Source organism: Rhizobacter sp. OV335 (genome assembly GCF_900142965.1).
Classification (GTDB): domain Bacteria; phylum Pseudomonadota; class Gammaproteobacteria; order Burkholderiales; family Burkholderiaceae_C; genus Rhizobacter.
The window spans coordinates 25,183-40,656 of sequence record NZ_FRCQ01000037.1 but is presented as its reverse complement, the minus strand read 5'-3'; the positions used below and the strand labels follow the sequence as shown (position 1 = coordinate 40,656).

The window sequence follows — 15,474 nt, the reverse complement described above, 5'->3', positions numbered from 1 at the left end:
CCGGGTGAGAATCGCCCGATGCGCTCCGCCCCCGTCCTGATGATCCTCGCGTCGCTCCTGTTCGCCAGCATGGGGGTCTGCGTGAAGCTCGCGTCCGCCTACTACCCTGCCGGCGAGATCGTCTTCTACCGCGGCCTGACCGGCACGCTGCTGCTGGCGGCGCTGACGCGCTGGCGCGGCGGCACCTTGCGCACCAACGTGCCATCGATGCACTTCTGGCGCAGCCTGACCGGCGTGTCGGCGCTGTGCCTGTGGTTCTACTCGATCGGCAACCTGCCGCTGGCGACGTCGATGACGCTGAACTACATGTCGTCGGTATGGATGACGCTGTTCCTGATCGGCGGCGCCGCGGTGCTGGGCACTGCCCGCGTCGACGGCCGGCTGATCGCGACGGTGCTGTGCGGCTTCATCGGCGTCGGGCTGATCCTGCGGCCGACGATCGCCGAGAACCAGCTGTGGCACGGCCTGATCGGGCTGCTGTCGGGCGTGGTCTCGGCCACCGCCTACCTGCAGGTCTCGGCCCTCGGCAAGGCGGGCGAGCCGGAATCGCGCATCGTCTTCTACTTCTCGCTCGGCGGCGTGCTGGCCGGCGCACTCAGCATGCTGTGGAACGGCGTGCATGCGCACACCTGGACCGGCGCGGCACTGCTGCTGGCCGTCGGCCTGCTGGCGACCACCGCGCAACTGCTGATGACCCGGGCCTACAGCACCGGCAAGACGCTGGTCAACGCGAGCCTGCAGTACCTGGGCATCGCATTCTCGTTCGCGTACGGCGTGCTGATCTTCAGCGATCCGGTCACCTGGATGGCGCTGGCCGGCATGGTGCTGATCGTCGGGGCCGGGCTCGCCGCGCTGCGACTGCGCCAGGAGTCTCCGCCGCAGCGCGACATTTCCGTCCTGCCCGAAAGCTGAAAGGCCTCCCGATGATCCGACCGCCGCTGATCTCTGCCGCTGAACTGCAACAGGCGCTGAGACAAACCCAGCCGCCGCTGGTGCTCGACTGCAGCTTCGACCTCGCCGATGCCACCGCCGGCGAGCGCAGCTTCCGCGAGGGCCACCTCCCTGGCGCGCTGTACGTGAACCTGAACGAGGACCTGTCGGGCCCGAAGACCGGCCGCAACGGCCGCCACCCGCTCGCCGATCGCGCCGACTACGCGCGCTGGATGGGCGACATCGGCATCGTGCCGGGGCGCGAGGTCGTCGTGTACGACCGGCAGGCCGCGATGTATGCGGTGCGCGCCTGGTGGGTGCTGCTGTGGATGGGCCACCCGGCAGTGCGCGTGCTGGATGGCGGGCTCGCTGCCTGGCAGGCGGCCGGCGGGGCGTTGTCGCAGGAGACTGCGCAACCGGTGCCGGCGGCACCCTACCCCGATGCCGCGCCGCAGCGGCCGACGATCGACGCCGGCCGGCTTCAGCAGCGCCTGGGCGAGGTGCTGGTGCTGGATGCCCGCGCGCCGGAACGCTACCGCGGCGAGGTCGAGCCGATCGATGCGGTGGCCGGCCACATTCCCGGCGCGAAGAACCGCTTCTTCAAGGACAACCTGCAGCCGGACGGCCGCTTCAAGCCAGCCGACCAGTTGCGCGCCGAGTTCCTCGCCGCGCTGGAAGGCCGTGCGCCGGAATCGGTGGTGAACCAGTGCGGCTCGGGCGTCACCGCCTGCCACAACCTGCTGGCGATGGAAATCGCCGGGCTGGGCGGGGCCGCGCTGTACCCGGGTTCGTGGAGCGAATGGTCATCCGACAGCGCTCGTCCGACGGAGAAATCTCCTCGTCTCTGACGCGGGATAGCGGCCACCGCGGGCGCCTTCTGGGGAACACTGGACTTCCGGGTGAAGTCCATCCTGTTCCCACTTTCAGGAGGTGACCATGTTCCACCGCATCCTGGTTCCGACCGACGGTTCGGACATCACGAAGAAGGCGACCGACACGGCCATCGCGCTGGCCAAGTCGGTCAACGCGCGGGTCTACACGCTGAGTGTCAAGGAGCCGTTCCCGTACAGCGCGATCTCGGAGATGCAGCCGACGCCGCCGCAGGAGTTCTTCGACGCGCAGGAGCGCATCGCATCGACCCGCGTGAAGGCGGTGCGCGACGACTGCGTCGCGCTAGGCGTGCCCTGCGAGGCGCACACGCTGGAGGCGCTGCACCCCTGGGAGGCGATCATCGACCACGCCCGCCGCCAGGAGTGCGACCTGATCGTGATGGCCTCGCACGGCCGGCGCGGCGTCAGCGCGCTGCTGCTGGGCAGCGAGACGCAGAAGGTGCTGACGCACAGCAAGGTGCCGGTGCTGGTCGTTCGGTAGCCATCAGTGATGGTGCGCGTGGCTGGCGACGAAGATCACGATCGCCAGCCCGACGCCCAGCCACGCCAGCTGGGCCGCGGTGTCCTTCGCCGACAACCGGTGCTGCAACTGCGGGATCAGGTCGGCCACCGCCACGTAGATGAAGCTGCTCGACGCGACCACCAGCAGGTACGGGAACAGCGCTTCCCACGGCCCGACCACCACGTAGCCGACCACGCCGCCGACCACCGCGGCCATGCCCGACATCGCGTTGTAGAGCAGTGCCTTGCGGCGTGACAGCCCGGCGTTCAGCAGCACGATGTAGTCGCCCACCTCCTGCGGAATCTCGTGCGCGATGATCGCGAGCGCGGTGAACATGCCCAGCCGCGTGTCGGTCAGGAAGGCCGCCGCGATGATGATGCCGTCGCAGAAGTTGTGGATGCTGTCGCCCAGCAGCACGGTCCAGCCACCGCGGCCGGCCTGGTGCTTGTCGAAGCCGTGGTGGTGGTGGTGCTCGTCGCCTTCATGGTGATGGCCGTGGCGGTACAGCTCGGCCTTCTCGAGCAGGAAGAAGAACAGCAGCCCGGCCAGCAGCGTCATGAACAGGCTCTGCGGGCTGGCCTTGCTCTCGAACGCCTCCGGCAGGATGTTCAGCAGCGCAGTGCCCAGCAGCACGCCGGCCGACAGGCTGACCAGGTGGTGCACGATGCGGCCCAGCACGTTGATCGTCAGGCTCGCGGCCAGCAGCACCGACAGCAGCCCGCCGGCAAAGGTCGCGAGCACGATGTAGAGAAGGGTCATGGGACTCGATCAAACAAAAGCCGCGCGATGTGCGCGGCTCGGGCAAAAGCAGACAAGGCTGTTCAGGCGACGCCGTGCGCCTTGAACCAGTCGAGGCACCGCCGCCAGCCGTCCTGGGCCGCCTCGGGCCGATAGCTCGGCCGGTAGTCGGCATGGAACGCATGCGGCGCGTCGGGATAGATCACGATTTCGGAAGCCTTGGCTGCAGCACCCCCCACGGCCAAGGCTGATTTCATCTTATCAACCGTGTCAAGCGGGATGCTGGTGTCGGCCCCGCCGTAGAGGCCGAGCACCGGGCCGTGCAGTTGGCCGGCGATGTCGACCGGGCGGCGCGGCTGCAACTCGGTGGCCGGCGTCGCCAGCTTGCCGTACCAGGCCACGCCGGCCTTCACCGCGGCGTTGTGCGCGTCGAAGAGCCAGGTGATGCGCCCGCCCCAGCAGAAGCCGGTCACGCCCAGCCGCGACACGTCGCCGCCTTGCGTCGCGGCCCAGCTGACGGTCGCATCGAGGTCGTTCAGCACCTGCGCGTCGGGCACCTGGCTGATCAGCTCGGAGTGCAGCAGGGCCACGTCGGTGTAGGCCTTCGCATCGCCCTGGCGCACGAACAGCTCGGGCGCGATCGCGAGGTAGCCCTGCTTCGCGAAACGCCGCGCCACGTCGGCGATGTGCTCGTGCACGCCGAAGATCTCGCTGATGACGACGATCACCGGCAGCCCGGTGCCGCCGGCCGGCATCGCACGGTAGGCGGGCATCTCGAACCCGCCGACCGGGATCGTGACCGGCCCGGCGGCCAGCCCGTGGGCATCGGTGACGATGGCATGGGCGGTGATCGGCTGCACCGATGCGGCATAGCCCTGGCCTGCGGTGACGAGCATGGCGATCCCCCTGATGCGTGTGAGTTGGCCCGTGTGGGTGGGCGCGATTCTATTTTCTCGATGCAGCCCCTGGCCGCGACGAGGTCTGCCGGCAAACCAAGTGAGAATCGCCCGCATGACCAGCCGATTCCCCGACCACCTTGCGGCCATCGACATGGGCTCCAACAGCTTCCGCCTGGAGATCGGCGAACTGAGCCCCGGCCGCTACAAGCGCATCGATTACCTGAAGGAGACCGTGCGCCTGGGCGCCGGCCTCGACAAGTCGGGCCTGTTGACCGAAGACGCGATGCTGCGCGGCCTGACCTGCCTGGGCCGCTTCGCGCAGCGCCTGCGCGGCTACGAAGCGGGCCAGGTGCGCGCCGTCGCGACGCAGACGCTGCGCGAGGCGCGCAACCGCGACGCCTTCCTGCTGCGCGCCCAAGAGGTGCTCGGCCAGCAGATCGAGGTGATCTCGGGCCGCGAGGAAGCGCGGCTGATCTATGCCGGCGTCGCGCGGCTGCAGCCGTCGGAAGACCCCCGGCTGGTGATCGACATCGGCGGGCGCTCGACCGAGATGATCCTCGGGCAAGGCCGCACGCCGCTGCGCGCCGAGTCGTTCCAGGTCGGCAGCGTCAGCCTGTCGATGCGCTACTTCGCCGACGGGCGCTTCACCGAGGCCGCGTTCCGCGCCGCGCAGGTGGCCGCCGGGGCCGAGCTCGAAGAAGCGCTGGCGCCGTTCGCGCCGCAGCACTGGCGCGAGGCGCTGGGCTCGTCGGGCACGGCCGGTGCGGTGTCGCAGCTGCTGCAGGCGAGCGGCATCACCGACGGCGCGATCACGCCCGACGGGCTGCGCTGGTGCATCGAGCAGTGCCTGAAGGCCGGCCGCATCGACAAGCTGAGCCTGCCCGGGCTGAAGGAAGACCGCCGCGCGGTGATCGCCGGCGGCCTCGCGATCCTGTACACGCTCGCCACGCACTTCGGCATCCAGCTGCTGCAGCCGGCGCGCGGGGCGTTGCGCCAGGGCGTGATCTTCGACCTCGACGAGCGGCTGCATGCCGAATCGCGCGACCGCGAAGGCCACGACGGGCACGACATGCGCGATGCCTCGGTGGTCGAGATGCAGCGGCGCTTCGAGGTCGACAGCACGCAGGCCTGGCGGGTGGCGGGCGTGGCCGATGCGTTGCACGCCAGCGCGGCGCCGCAGCGCAGCCCGATCCAGGCGCGCGAGCTGCGCTGGGCCTGTGCGCTGCACGAGATGGGCATGATGATCTCGCACCACGACCACCACCGGCACAGCGCCTACGTGCTGGGCAATGTCGACGCGGCGGGGTTTTCGCAATCGCAGCAGCGCCGGCTCGCCGAGCTGGTGCTGGCGCAGCGCGGCGGGCTGCGCAAGGTGGAGCCGCAGCTCGCGAACGCGGATTTCGCGGCCCAGGTGATGTGCCTGCGGCTCGCGATCATCAAGTGCCATGCGCGCGGGCCGGTCGATGCGACGGCGTTGCAGCTGCAGCTGGCCGGCCGGCAGGCGACGCTCGGCTTCACCGAGGCCTGGGCGCAGACCCATCCGCGCACGATGTTCCTGCTGAACGAGGAGGTCGAGGCGTGGCAGAAGAGCAACCTGTTGAAGCTGGCGCTGAAGCCGAGGTGATGTGTTCTGCGCCGAGAATCGTCGCCAGATTGCGCAGTGAACCTGGAGTACGGCCGTGATCAAGACGATCAAGATAAACGGATTCAAGTCCATTCATGACCTCGGCGACAGCGGTCTCGAACTGGGGACTGTCAACTGCTTCATCGGTGCGAACGGGGTCGGCAAGAGCAACATCCTGGAGGCCATTGGCGTCCTCGGCGCAGCAGCGAACGGGATGGTGGATGACGAGGCCCTGTTGCGACGGGGGGTGCGCGCCGGACTGCCGCGTCTCTACAAGAGCTCGTTCCGAGGCACGCCGGCGCAGCCGCACATCGGCATCGAAGCCGTATCAGTCCAGGGTGCGACGTACCGCGTTTCGCTGCTGAATCCGCTGGAGTCTCCCGAACCCGCCTGGACGTTCAAGACCGAGCGACTGGAACAGGGCGGAGAAGCCATCGTCTCCGATGGCGTTCGCAACAAGCGCAACCTCAATCCCAAATCCGGGTTGGCGGCGCTTCGCATGGTGGATCTGGAGCCTGGCAGCGCCGCAGCTGACCTGCTTGCCGAGCTTCAGCAATACGCCATTTACTGCCCGAATACGCCAACGCTGCGAGGGATGGTGCCCGATCAACAGACCCGCGAGCCGGTCGGTCTGTCGGGTGGCCGCCTCGCGGAAGCCATCGACGATCTGAGGCATTCGGCATTGGCAGACGAATCGGGGCTGTTGGACGATCTGTTGGGCATGCTGGACTGGGCTTCCGACGTGAGCACCACGCGCAGCACGCAAACATTGCTGTCGCCTTCGGTTCCACGCGCACAGACGGTGCTGAAGTTCACTGACCGCTACATGGCCGCCAGCCGCAACGAGCTGACAGCCTACGACGCCAGCGAAGGGGCGCTGTATGTCTTGTATTGCGCCGCGTTGTGTCTGGCAGAACGGGGGCCGTCGGTGCTCGCCATCGACAACCTGGATCAGGCGCTGAACCCGCGACTCGTCAAGGCCCTGGTCCAGAGACTGCATGGCTGGCTGACTCAGCGAGGATCGCCGCCCCGGCAGCTCTTGTTCACCGCGCACAATCCTGCTGTGCTGGACGGCCTGGATCTCTCCAACGATGCTGTCCGCCTGTTCGCGGTGGGCCGCAACAACTTGGGGCATACCAGCGTGCATCGCATCGAGATGACGCCCGAGCTGGCCGCCCTGAACCAGCAATACCCGCTGTCACGCCTGTGGCCGATGGGGCACCTCGGGGCGGTGCCGGATGTCTGACCTGCGCATCGCGTTGGTGGCGGAAGGCTCGCTGACCGAGAGAGAAATCCTGAAGGCCGCACTGCAGGCCGTGCTGTCCCCTCGCACCTTCGAGCTGGTGCAACTGCAGCCTGAATCGACCCTGCCCAGGCTGGGTGGTGGATGGGGTGGTGTGCTGAAGTGGTGCAAGGACGTGGCGACTCGACACGCCGGCCCGCTGAACACTGATCCGACGTTGAAGAGTTTCGATGCAGTGGTGTTGCACCTGGACGCCGATGTCGCCGGTTTTTCATATGCCGATATCGCGATGGCACCGGCCGACATCTGGAAGCCACTGCCTTGCGACAACCCCTGCCCGCCCACGGCCGCCGCTGCGAGCGCGCTGCATGCCGTGCTGTTGAGCTGGCTCCATCCTGCGCAGCCCGGGCCGACCGGCATCGTGTGCCTGCCCGCGATGAGCACCGATGCGTGGGTTGCCGCAGCGACCCTGCCGGCTGACCATGCGTTGCTGGAAGCACTCGAGTGTCGAGTGGACATCGGGCCACGCCTTCGGCAATTGCCACTCGCGTACCGCTTCCGGAAATCGCGGCCGGATGTGCTGCTTGCGGCCCCCCGGGTCACGGCGAATTGGGCCCAGGTCGCGGAGCGCTGCTCGCGGGCGAGGCAGTTTGCCAACGACACGCTCGCTGTCTTTGGTGTTCATTGATCACCCGAACCGCCCCTGTAGGAACCACCCCTCCCCCTCCGACTGCGCCGACAGCGGCAGCCGCGCGCGGTAGATCCACACCAGCGCGCCATCGGGCAGCTGCGCGATGAAATAGTCGCGCTCGACCGCGTCGCCATCCCACCAGCCGGCTTCGATGCGCTCCGGCCCGGCCAGCAGTTGCAGCAGGTGGCCGTCGAACATCGGCTGCGACTGCTTCTGCGGCAAGGGCATCGCCTGCGGCAGCAGCCACACCGGCCGCACCAGCGCGCCTTGCTGCAGCAACTCGGCACGGCGCAGCGGCGGCGCGGCCCCGCCACGCGGCACCAGGCCGTCGAGTTGCGCCGCGCACACCCGGCTGCCGCGCTCGGGCCGATGGTCCTGCACCGGCAGCACGCGCTGCACCCGCTCACGGCCGAGCCGGGCCTGCAGCCGCTCGAGCAGGCGCGTGAGCCCCTCGCGCTCGCTGCGCGGCGTCGGGAACAGCTCGGCATTCGGCGGCGGCTGGCGCGCGATGTCGCTGGCGCGCAGCACGAGCTCCAGCGTCGGCGCCGGCAAGGCCAGCTGCGACAGCCGCTCGCGCAGCAGCGCCATCAAGTGCTTCAGGTCGCGCGACGGCTCGGCCAGCGCGATCTCCAGCGTGGTGTGCAAGGGTGTCTTGTCATCGCGCCGCCAGCGCGGCTCGTGCTTCATCAGCAGGCTGAAGCGGCGCACGAAGGCATGCTGCGCCGACAACCACGCCACCAGCCGCGCCAGCAGCACCTCCACGCCGTGCAGCACCTGCTCGGTGGTGTCGGCCCGCGCGAACAGCTCCAGCGCACTGTCGAAGCTCGCCGGCAGCTCGATCGACACGCGCGGGTCGGGGCGCCGGCCGAGCGCGCCATCCAGCTCGACCAGCAAGGCCTCGCCGAAGCGCCGCGTCAGTCCGGCACGCGGCAGGCTGCGCAGGTCGCCCAGCGTGTTCAGGCCCATGCCCTGCAGCGCCTCCCAGTGCTCGCGGCCCGGGCCGAGCAGCCAGACCGGCGCGGCATCGAGCGCGCGCTGCAGCGCGGCGGCATCGGCGCAATGCAGGCCGTCGACGCTGCGCGACAACAGCGCCGAGCCCTGCGCCGTCGGTGTGCTGACGCAGTGCAGCGCGTGGCCGAGCGGCCGCAGCGCCTCGCGCAGCCGCTGCAGCAGCGCTTCGAGCCCGCCGAAATAACGCAGGCTGGATTCGACCTCGAGCAGCACGCCCTGCGGCAGCGTGAAGCTGACCGCCGGCGTGAACGCCAGCGCCGCATGCGCGACGCTGACCAGCGCCTGGCGGTCGCGCAGCGCATCGGCTTGGCCGATCAGCAACTGCGGCGCGAGCGCCAGCGCGGTCGCGCGCTTCAGCCCCGGCTTGACGCCCAGCGCCTGCGCGTTCGCATTGGCATGGACGATGCGATGCGCCTCGACCAGCGCGACGGCCGGCTCATCACTGCCGCCGCCCGCCGGGAGCGTCGCCAGGAAGGATTCCAGCGGCAGCAACGGCAGGTGAAGACCGATCCAGAGCATCGCGTGCCCATGCGCACATCAGGCGAGGTTGACGAAGGTCGCGGCGCGCAGCAGCGGCACCGCGGCTGCGCCCTGCCCCGACAGCACCGTCTGCGCCGCCAGCTCGCGGGCCTTGCGCGTGGCGCTGGCCGACAGCACCGGCGGCAGCTCGAGCAGCAGCGCCTGGGCGAGCGGCGGGCCGCGGCGCTTCAGCACGCGCACGCTGAGGCAATCGGCCCCGCCGGCCTGCAACGCCAGGCGCAACGGCGCGGGGCTCGCCTGCTGCTGCACCGCCATCTCGCGCAACACGAAGGCCGGGCCGTCGTGCGCATGGGCGGCCACCTGCAGCCGGCGCAGCCGCTCGGCGCGCAGGCGCGGTGGCAACCACGCCAGCACCGCGCCGACATGTCCGCTGTGCAGCGCCTGCTCCAGCGCCCACAAGCGCGCGTCCACGCCCGCCTCGTGCGGCCGGCCGTCGACGCCGGGAATGCCCTGCGTGCCGGTGTCGATCACCAGCAGCTGCTCGGCATCCAGCCCCATCTGCATCAGCGCCCAGGCCGACAGCGCGGCCGGTGGATCGAACAGCATCACCAGCCGGCCGGCCCGCTGCGTCGCGGCGAGGCTGGGAGCGAGCAGGCGAATCTCGCCGAGGCCGGGGTGCGGCAGCAGCAACTCGCTGAGCGCGCGGCGCGGCCAGCCCCCGCCCGGCAGTTGCGCATCGAGCGCCGCGAAGCCGCTGGGCAGTGCGCGTTCGGCGCTGCGCCCCATCTGGTTGCCACGCCACACGCTGGTGTGCAGCCGCTCGGGCAGCGGCGCACGAGCGTGAGGGGCGAAGTGGGTGATAGCGGAAGGCATGTGAACTACTGTATGCACATCCAGTATATCGATCCCCTTGAAAACGGGGCCATGGCGTTACAAGTCTGTATGAATAAGCCTTTGGCACATTGATGATTGCTTTTGGCAATCAATTCCGGCAGCATGCCGGTCATGCCTGACGCCCTTGCCTCTTCCGATCCGAACGACCGCGTGGCCGCGGTACGCGCCTTCAACCGCTTCTACACACGCCGCATCGGCGTGCTGCGCGAAGGCCTGGTGGACAGCGGCTTCACGCTGACCGAATCGCGGCTGCTGTGGGAGTTCGCGCACCAGGCGCAGCCGACGGCCGGCGAGCTCGCGCGCTCGCTGGAGCTCGACCCCGGCTACCTGAGCCGGCTGCTGCGCGGCCTGCGCGAGCGCGGGTTGATCGAGGCGAGGCCGTCGGCCAGCGATGCGCGGCAGTCGCACCTGTCGCTCACGGCAGCCGGCCGGGCCGCCTTCGCGCCGCTCGACAGCGGCTCGCAGCAGCAGGTGCAGGCGCTGCTCGCGGCGCTCGACGAGCCGTCGCAGCAGCAGTTGCTGCAGGCGATGGGCACGCTGCAGCGCCTGCTCGACGACGACCCGGCACGCCGCACGCGCCAGCCTTACCTGCTGCGGGCGCACCGCCCGGGCGACATCGGCTGGGTGATCGCGCGCCACGGCGCGCTGTATGCGCAGGAGTACCGCTGGGACATCGGCTTCGAGGCGCTGGTCGCGCGCATCGCCGCCGCCTTCATCGAGCGCTTCGAGCCGGAGCGCGAGGCCTGCTGGATCGCCGAGCGCGATGGTGCGAACGTCGGCTGCGTCTTCCTCGTGCAGGCGCGCGACGAATCGACGCAGGCGGTGCAGGAAGGCGTGGCCCAGTTGCGCATGCTGCTGGTCGAGCCGTCGGCCCGCGGGCTCGGCCTGGGCCGCCGGCTGGTCGAAGAGTGTGAGCGCTTCGCGCGCCACGCCGGCTACCGCCGCATCACGCTGTGGACCAACGGCAACCTGAGTGCCGCGCGCGGCATCTATGCAGCCGCGGGCTACCGGCTCGTCGCGAGCGAACCGCACCACAGTTTCGGGCACGATCTGGTCGGAGAAACCTGGATCCTCGATCTGACATGACCTGCCCCTGCGGCCTGCCCGTTCCCTATGCCGACTGCTGCGGCCGCTACCACGCCGGACCGCTGCACCTGCAAGCGCCCGATGCCGAGGCCTTGATGCGCTCGCGCTACAGCGCCTTCGTCAACGGATTGCCGGATTACCTGCTGGCGACCTGGCATGCGAGCACGCGGCCCGCCACGCTGGAGCCCGATCCGCCGGGCCTGCGCTGGCTCGGGCTGGACGTGCGCCGGCATGCTTCACAGGATGCCGATCACGCGACCGTGGAGTTCGTCGCGCGCAGCAAGCTCGGCGGCCGCGCGCAGCGATTGCACGAGACAAGCCGCTTCGTGCGCGAAGAAGGCCGCTGGTTCTACCTCGACGGCGAGTTCTGATCAGGCGAACTCTTGGCGCACGCTGGCCGACATCAGCCGGCGGATGATCCACCCGAGCATCCCGCAGGCCCCGAGCGTCACCAGCACCGCCATCACGCGCGCCGCGGTCACGAAACCGCCGAACACGCCGAGCGCCCGCGGCGGCAGCATCGCGGTGCTCAGCGTGCTGTCGACCACCGACTGCATCACCTCCTGCTGCAGCCACACGCCCAGCAGGTTCGCGACGATCGTCAGCAGCAGCAGCGCGATGAAGGTGCGGCGCGCCCAGTTCAGGCGCAGCAGCAGCCCGACCGCCGACACCAGCGTGGCCAGCGACATCACCAGCCCCGCATTCACCACCCACGGCAGGTAGGCAATCAGCAGTCCGAACAGGCCGCTGACCTGCAGGCCCTCTCTGCGAAACCCACCCGACACCAGCATCGCGTTCTGCAGCAGCGCCGAGGCACAGGCCAGCGCGCCGAGCAGGATGAACACCCACGCGGTCGCGGTGACGAAAATGGAACGGGCTCCGACGGTGATGGTGGTGGGCATGGCGCTTCCTCGACAGCTCCGATTGTCCGGAGCACGGGCGGCCTTGTCATGCGCTGCAACACGCGGCCCCCCAAGATCGAGGGGACGGTAACGCGCCATCTGTGCACATGGCGCCACAAGGTGTCAGTCGATGTATCCACCGGTGTGCGGACCGGGCCGGTGCATCAACCGAAGCGCAGCGCGTACACCGGCGGCAGCTGGGCCGGCAGCGCCGTCCAGTGGTCCCCGCCGTCGTCGCTGCTCCACACATGGCCGGTCGTGCTGCCCATCAGCAGGCTGCGGCCGTCCGGCGACACGTCGAGCCCGTGTCGGTACAGCAGGTCGTAGCAATGCTGCTGCGGCAGGCCGCTGCGCAGCGTCTCGAAGCTCGCGCCGCCGTCGCGCGTGCGATTGACCACCAGCGCCCCGCCGACCGGCACGCGTTGCTGGTCGGCGACGCCCGGCACGAACCAGGCCGTCTGCGCGTCGCCGGGGTGCACCGCGACCGCGAAGCCGAAGTCGGACAGCGGCGCGTTCGTCACCTGCTGCCATGAGGCCGACGCATCGGTCGAGCGCCAGATGCCGTTGTGGTGCTGGGTCCACAGCACGTCCGGCTGCGCAGCGCAGCGCACGATGCGGTGCGGGTCCTGCGTGTTCGGCGAACCGGCCTGCTCCGGCGGCATGTAGGCGGCGCGCATGCCGTCGGCCTGCAGCAGCCAGTTCGCGCCGTCGTCGTGCGTGACCCAGGCGCCACCGCAGCTGATGCCGAGCACCAGGTCGCCGGCGCGCGTGGGATGCGGGCAGATCGAATGGATGCCGGGCACGTCGTAGCCGCCGCCGAACCATTCGGCGCGCTCCGGCCGCTGCCACAGCGAATCGACCAGCTGCCACGACGCGCCGCCATCACCGCTGCGGAACAGCCCGCCCGGCAGCGTGCCGAGCCACAGCGTGCCGTGGTCGCGCTCCAGCGACCACACCTGGACCACCTTCCACGGCACGCCGGTCGCGTCGGCCGGCTGCACCGGGAAGGCCGGCGCCGCGACCTCGTGCCAGCTGACGCCCTGGTCGTCGGACGCATGCAGCTTGACGCCGAAGTGGCCCAGGTTCAGCGCCGCCAGCAGGCGGCCGTCGGCGCCGGGCGGCAGCAGCATCGACACCGGCTCGCCGAGGAAGCTCGTGCGGGCGATGTCCCACGCGCCGCCGCGGCCACGCTGCAATTCGAAGAGGCCCTTGCGGGTCGCGACCCAGGCACGGTCTGACATCGGCAACTCCTTGGAATTCAACCGCCGGACAGGGCCTGCATCACGTGGACCCGGCTGTCCGGCCGCAGCGGGTCGGCCAGCGCGGCGCGGTCTGCGCTGCGCACGCCGTCGACGAAGGCCACCACGTTCGGCCGCAGGTGGCCCTGCTCGTCGAGCACGTAGCCGCGCAGCCGCGGGTGCGCGGCGAACACCGCGTCGAGCGCAGCGCGCAGATTGGCGGCGTCGACATCGAGCTCGGGCGTCTCGATGAAGCGGCGCAACTGCTGCGTGAACACGACGTGGGCCATGGGGCACGATGATGCCCGCCGCGGCCAGCCGCGACAATCCACCGGATGAATTACGGACCCTTCTACGCCGCCCTCGCCTTCGCACTGTGGGGCATCTTCCCGCTGTTCTTCCGCCGGCTGGCCATGCTGCCGGCCGGCGAGGTGCTGGCGCACCGCATCGTCTGGTCACTGGTCTTCGTGCTGATCGTGCTGGGCGTGCGCCGCCAGTGGGGCTGGCTGCGGCCGCTGCTGCGCCAGCCGCGCGTGCTGGGCGCGTTCGCCGCCAGTGCGCTGCTGCTGGCGGTGAACTGGCTGACCTACATCTGGTCGGTCAACAACGGCCATGTGATCGACGCGAGCCTCGGCTACTTCATCACGCCGCTCGTCAACGTGCTGCTCGGCTACACCGTGCTGCACGAGCGGCCGCGCCGCGGCCAATGGATCGCGCTCGCGCTGGCGACGGCCGGCGTGGTCTGGCTCACGGTGCAGGCCGGCCAACCGCCGTGGATCGCGCTGGTGCTGGCCGCGAGCTTCGGCAGTTACGGGCTGTTGCGCAAGGTGGCGGTGCTCGGGCCGCTCGAAGGCCTCACGCTGGAGGCGATGCTGCTCGCGCCCTTGGCCATCGCCGCGCTGCTGTTCTGGCAGGCGCAGGGCACCGGGTTGTTCCCGCTGCCCGACACCGCGACCAACCTGTGGCTGCTGGCGGCCGGGCCGATCACCGCGGTGCCGCTGCTGCTGTTCGCTGCCGGCGCGCGCCGCATCTCGATGACCACGCTCGGGCTGATGCAGTACATCGGCCCGACCATCCAGTTCGGGCTCGGCGTGTGGCTGTTCGGCGAACCGTTCGGCGGCGCGCGGCTGCTGGGGTTCGGGCTGATCTGGCTGGCGCTGGCGGTGTACAGCGTGGAGGGCTGGCGGGCCGCGCGGCGCACCCGCGCCTGAAGCCGCCGACACAGGGGTTGCAGCTGGTCACAACCCGGTGGCGGCGCGGCGGCATCGCGCGTTCAGAATGGAAACGATTCCACCGGACCTTTCCACCATGAACCGTCGAACCCACCTTGCGCTGCTGTCGTTGAGCATTGCCCTCTCCGCTTGCGGCGGCAGCTCGGACGACGAATCGTCCCCGCCGGTGTCGAGCGCTCCGCCGGCACCGGCGCCCGCACCCGCGCCTTCACCGGCCCCCGCTCCGGCGCCTGCCCCCGCACCGGCACCCTCCCCCACACCGGCTCCTGCTCCGGCCCCCTCTCCTGCACCAGCTCCTGCGCCAAGCCCTGCACCGGCTCCCGCGCCTGCACCGGCCCCTGCGCCCGCTCCGGCACCTGCCCCGGCCCCGGCTCCTGCACCCGCTCCGTCGTCCACCGACCTGACCGATGCCCGCAAGAAGGACATCGCGATGCAGATCGTCTCGAGCGCCGAGAACTCGTCGCTGAACTGGAAGGCGCAGTACGCCTACATCCAGGACATCAACGACGGCCGCGGCTACACCGGCGGCATCATCGGCTTCTGCTCCGGCACCAGCGACATGCTGGAAGTCGTCCAGGACTACACCCAGCGCTCGCCGAACAACGTGCTGGCCAAGTACCTGCCGGCACTGAAGAAGGTGAACGGCAGCGATTCGCACGCCGGCCTGGACCCGAACTACACCGGCGACTGGAAGACCGCCGCCGCCGACGTGATCTTCCAGCAGTCGCAGGACAGCGTGCGCGACGACACCTACTTCAACCCGGCGGTGAGCCAGGCCAGGACCGACGGCCTGCGCGCGCTCGGCCAGTTCGCCTACTACGACGCGATCGTGATGCACGGCCCCGGCAACAACGGCGTCAGCTTCGGCGGCATCCGCAAGGCGGCGATGGCCAAGGCCAAGACACCCGCGCAGGGCGGCGACGAGACGACCTACCTGAACGCCTTCCTCGATGCCCGCGTGGCCGCGATGAAGACCGAAGAGGCGCACAGCGACACCACCCGCGTCGACACCGCGCAGCGCGTCTGGCTGAAGGCCGGCAACTTCGACCTGAACACGCCGCTGAACTGGAAGGTCTACGGCGACAGCTTCAGCATCAAGTAGTGCCTGGCCGGG

The 15,474-nt window shown here is 69.9% G+C and carries 17 protein-coding genes; 10 read left to right on the top strand and 7 right to left on the bottom strand.

Annotated features, from left to right (window positions below; genetic code table 11):
* Window positions 1-18 precede the first annotated feature (18 nt).
* The 3 genes from BUE42_RS27855 (at window position 19) to BUE42_RS27845 (ending at window position 2,301) form a co-directional block, all read left to right on the top strand.
* Window positions 19-912 carry a DMT family transporter gene (locus tag BUE42_RS27855; protein ID WP_235002652.1) on the top strand — a complete coding sequence of 298 codons (894 nt, stop codon included), beginning with the start codon at window positions 19-21 and terminating at the stop codon, window positions 910-912.
* Between the two features lie 11 nt (window positions 913-923).
* Window positions 924-1,778 (top strand): sulfurtransferase, encoded by an 855-nt coding sequence (locus tag BUE42_RS27850; RefSeq protein WP_073468541.1) that lies wholly within the window; start codon window positions 924-926, stop codon window positions 1,776-1,778.
* Window positions 1,779-1,866: 88 nt separating this feature from the next.
* Window positions 1,867-2,301 (top strand): universal stress protein, encoded by a 435-nt coding sequence (locus BUE42_RS27845; RefSeq protein ID WP_056810045.1) that lies wholly within the window; start codon window positions 1,867-1,869, stop codon window positions 2,299-2,301.
* 3 nt (window positions 2,302-2,304) lie between these two features.
* On the opposite strand, the gene BUE42_RS27840 is transcribed toward BUE42_RS27845, so the two are convergent.
* Window positions 2,305-3,081, bottom strand: coding sequence for a ZIP family metal transporter (locus BUE42_RS27840; RefSeq protein WP_073468540.1), 777 nt, complete (start codon window positions 3,079-3,081; stop codon window positions 2,305-2,307).
* A 62-nt stretch (window positions 3,082-3,143) separates the two neighbouring features.
* Window positions 3,144-3,956 carry a dienelactone hydrolase family protein gene (locus BUE42_RS27835; RefSeq protein WP_083614661.1) on the bottom strand — a complete coding sequence of 271 codons (813 nt, stop codon included), beginning with the start codon at window positions 3,954-3,956 and terminating at the stop codon, window positions 3,144-3,146.
* A gap of 115 nt (window positions 3,957-4,071) precedes the next feature.
* Here BUE42_RS27835 and ppx point away from each other — a divergent pair, with 115 nt between their 5' ends.
* From ppx to BUE42_RS27820, 3 genes are read left to right on the top strand one after another with little or no spacing between them, the layout of a single operon-like run.
* Window positions 4,072-5,583, top strand: a complete 1,512-nt coding sequence (gene ppx / locus BUE42_RS27830) for an exopolyphosphatase (protein ID WP_200799047.1) — start codon at window positions 4,072-4,074, stop codon at window positions 5,581-5,583.
* A gap of 55 nt (window positions 5,584-5,638) precedes the next feature.
* Window positions 5,639-6,829, top strand: a complete 1,191-nt coding sequence (locus tag BUE42_RS27825; RefSeq protein WP_073468539.1) for an AAA family ATPase — start codon at window positions 5,639-5,641, stop codon at window positions 6,827-6,829.
* The gene (locus BUE42_RS27820; protein ID WP_073468538.1) at window positions 6,822-7,514 is read left to right on the top strand and encodes a hypothetical protein; all 693 of its coding nucleotides are present in this window, start codon (window positions 6,822-6,824) and stop codon (window positions 7,512-7,514) included. Before BUE42_RS27825 ends, BUE42_RS27820 begins: the two co-directional genes overlap by 8 nt.
* Here BUE42_RS27820 and BUE42_RS27815 read toward each other — a convergent pair whose 3' ends face one another.
* Together BUE42_RS27815 and imuA are read right to left on the bottom strand one after the other, a co-directional pair.
* Window positions 7,515-9,047, bottom strand: a complete 1,533-nt coding sequence (locus BUE42_RS27815; RefSeq protein WP_073468537.1) for a Y-family DNA polymerase — start codon at window positions 9,045-9,047, stop codon at window positions 7,515-7,517. It abuts the gene before it with no gap.
* Window positions 9,048-9,065: 18 nt separating this feature from the next.
* Complete coding sequence (gene imuA, locus BUE42_RS27810) at window positions 9,066-9,881, bottom strand: translesion DNA synthesis-associated protein ImuA (RefSeq protein WP_073468536.1); 816 nt, start codon at window positions 9,879-9,881, stop codon at window positions 9,066-9,068.
* A gap of 132 nt (window positions 9,882-10,013) precedes the next feature.
* Between imuA and BUE42_RS27805 the strand changes: the two genes are divergently transcribed.
* A complete protein-coding gene (locus BUE42_RS27805) occupies window positions 10,014-10,988 on the top strand; it encodes a bifunctional helix-turn-helix transcriptional regulator/GNAT family N-acetyltransferase (protein ID WP_073468558.1) in 975 nt (324 codons plus the stop codon).
* On the top strand, window positions 10,985-11,359 hold the full coding sequence (locus BUE42_RS27800) for a YchJ family protein (protein ID WP_073468535.1): 375 nt from the start codon (window positions 10,985-10,987) through the stop codon (window positions 11,357-11,359). Before BUE42_RS27805 ends, BUE42_RS27800 begins: the two co-directional genes overlap by 4 nt.
* Here the strand turns inward: BUE42_RS27800 and BUE42_RS27795 are convergent, their stop codons facing one another.
* The 3 genes from BUE42_RS27795 to BUE42_RS27785 form a co-directional block, all read right to left on the bottom strand.
* Entirely contained in the window at window positions 11,360-11,890 is a 531-nt protein-coding gene (locus tag BUE42_RS27795) for a hypothetical protein (RefSeq protein ID WP_073468534.1), read from the bottom strand. It lies immediately after the preceding gene.
* Between the two features lie 164 nt (window positions 11,891-12,054).
* Entirely contained in the window at window positions 12,055-13,131 is a 1,077-nt protein-coding gene (locus tag BUE42_RS27790; RefSeq protein ID WP_073468533.1) for a WD40/YVTN/BNR-like repeat-containing protein, read from the bottom strand.
* A gap of 17 nt (window positions 13,132-13,148) precedes the next feature.
* Complete coding sequence (locus tag BUE42_RS27785; protein WP_073468532.1) at window positions 13,149-13,418, bottom strand: MoaD/ThiS family protein; 270 nt, start codon at window positions 13,416-13,418, stop codon at window positions 13,149-13,151.
* A 45-nt stretch (window positions 13,419-13,463) separates the two neighbouring features.
* Here BUE42_RS27785 and rarD point away from each other — a divergent pair, with 45 nt between their 5' ends.
* On the top strand, window positions 13,464-14,339 hold the full coding sequence (gene rarD / locus BUE42_RS27780; protein ID WP_073468531.1) for an EamA family transporter RarD: 876 nt from the start codon (window positions 13,464-13,466) through the stop codon (window positions 14,337-14,339).
* Between the two features lie 97 nt (window positions 14,340-14,436).
* Window positions 14,437-15,462, top strand: a complete 1,026-nt coding sequence (locus tag BUE42_RS27775) for a chitosanase (protein ID WP_083614659.1) — start codon at window positions 14,437-14,439, stop codon at window positions 15,460-15,462.
* Window positions 15,463-15,474 lie beyond the last annotated feature (12 nt).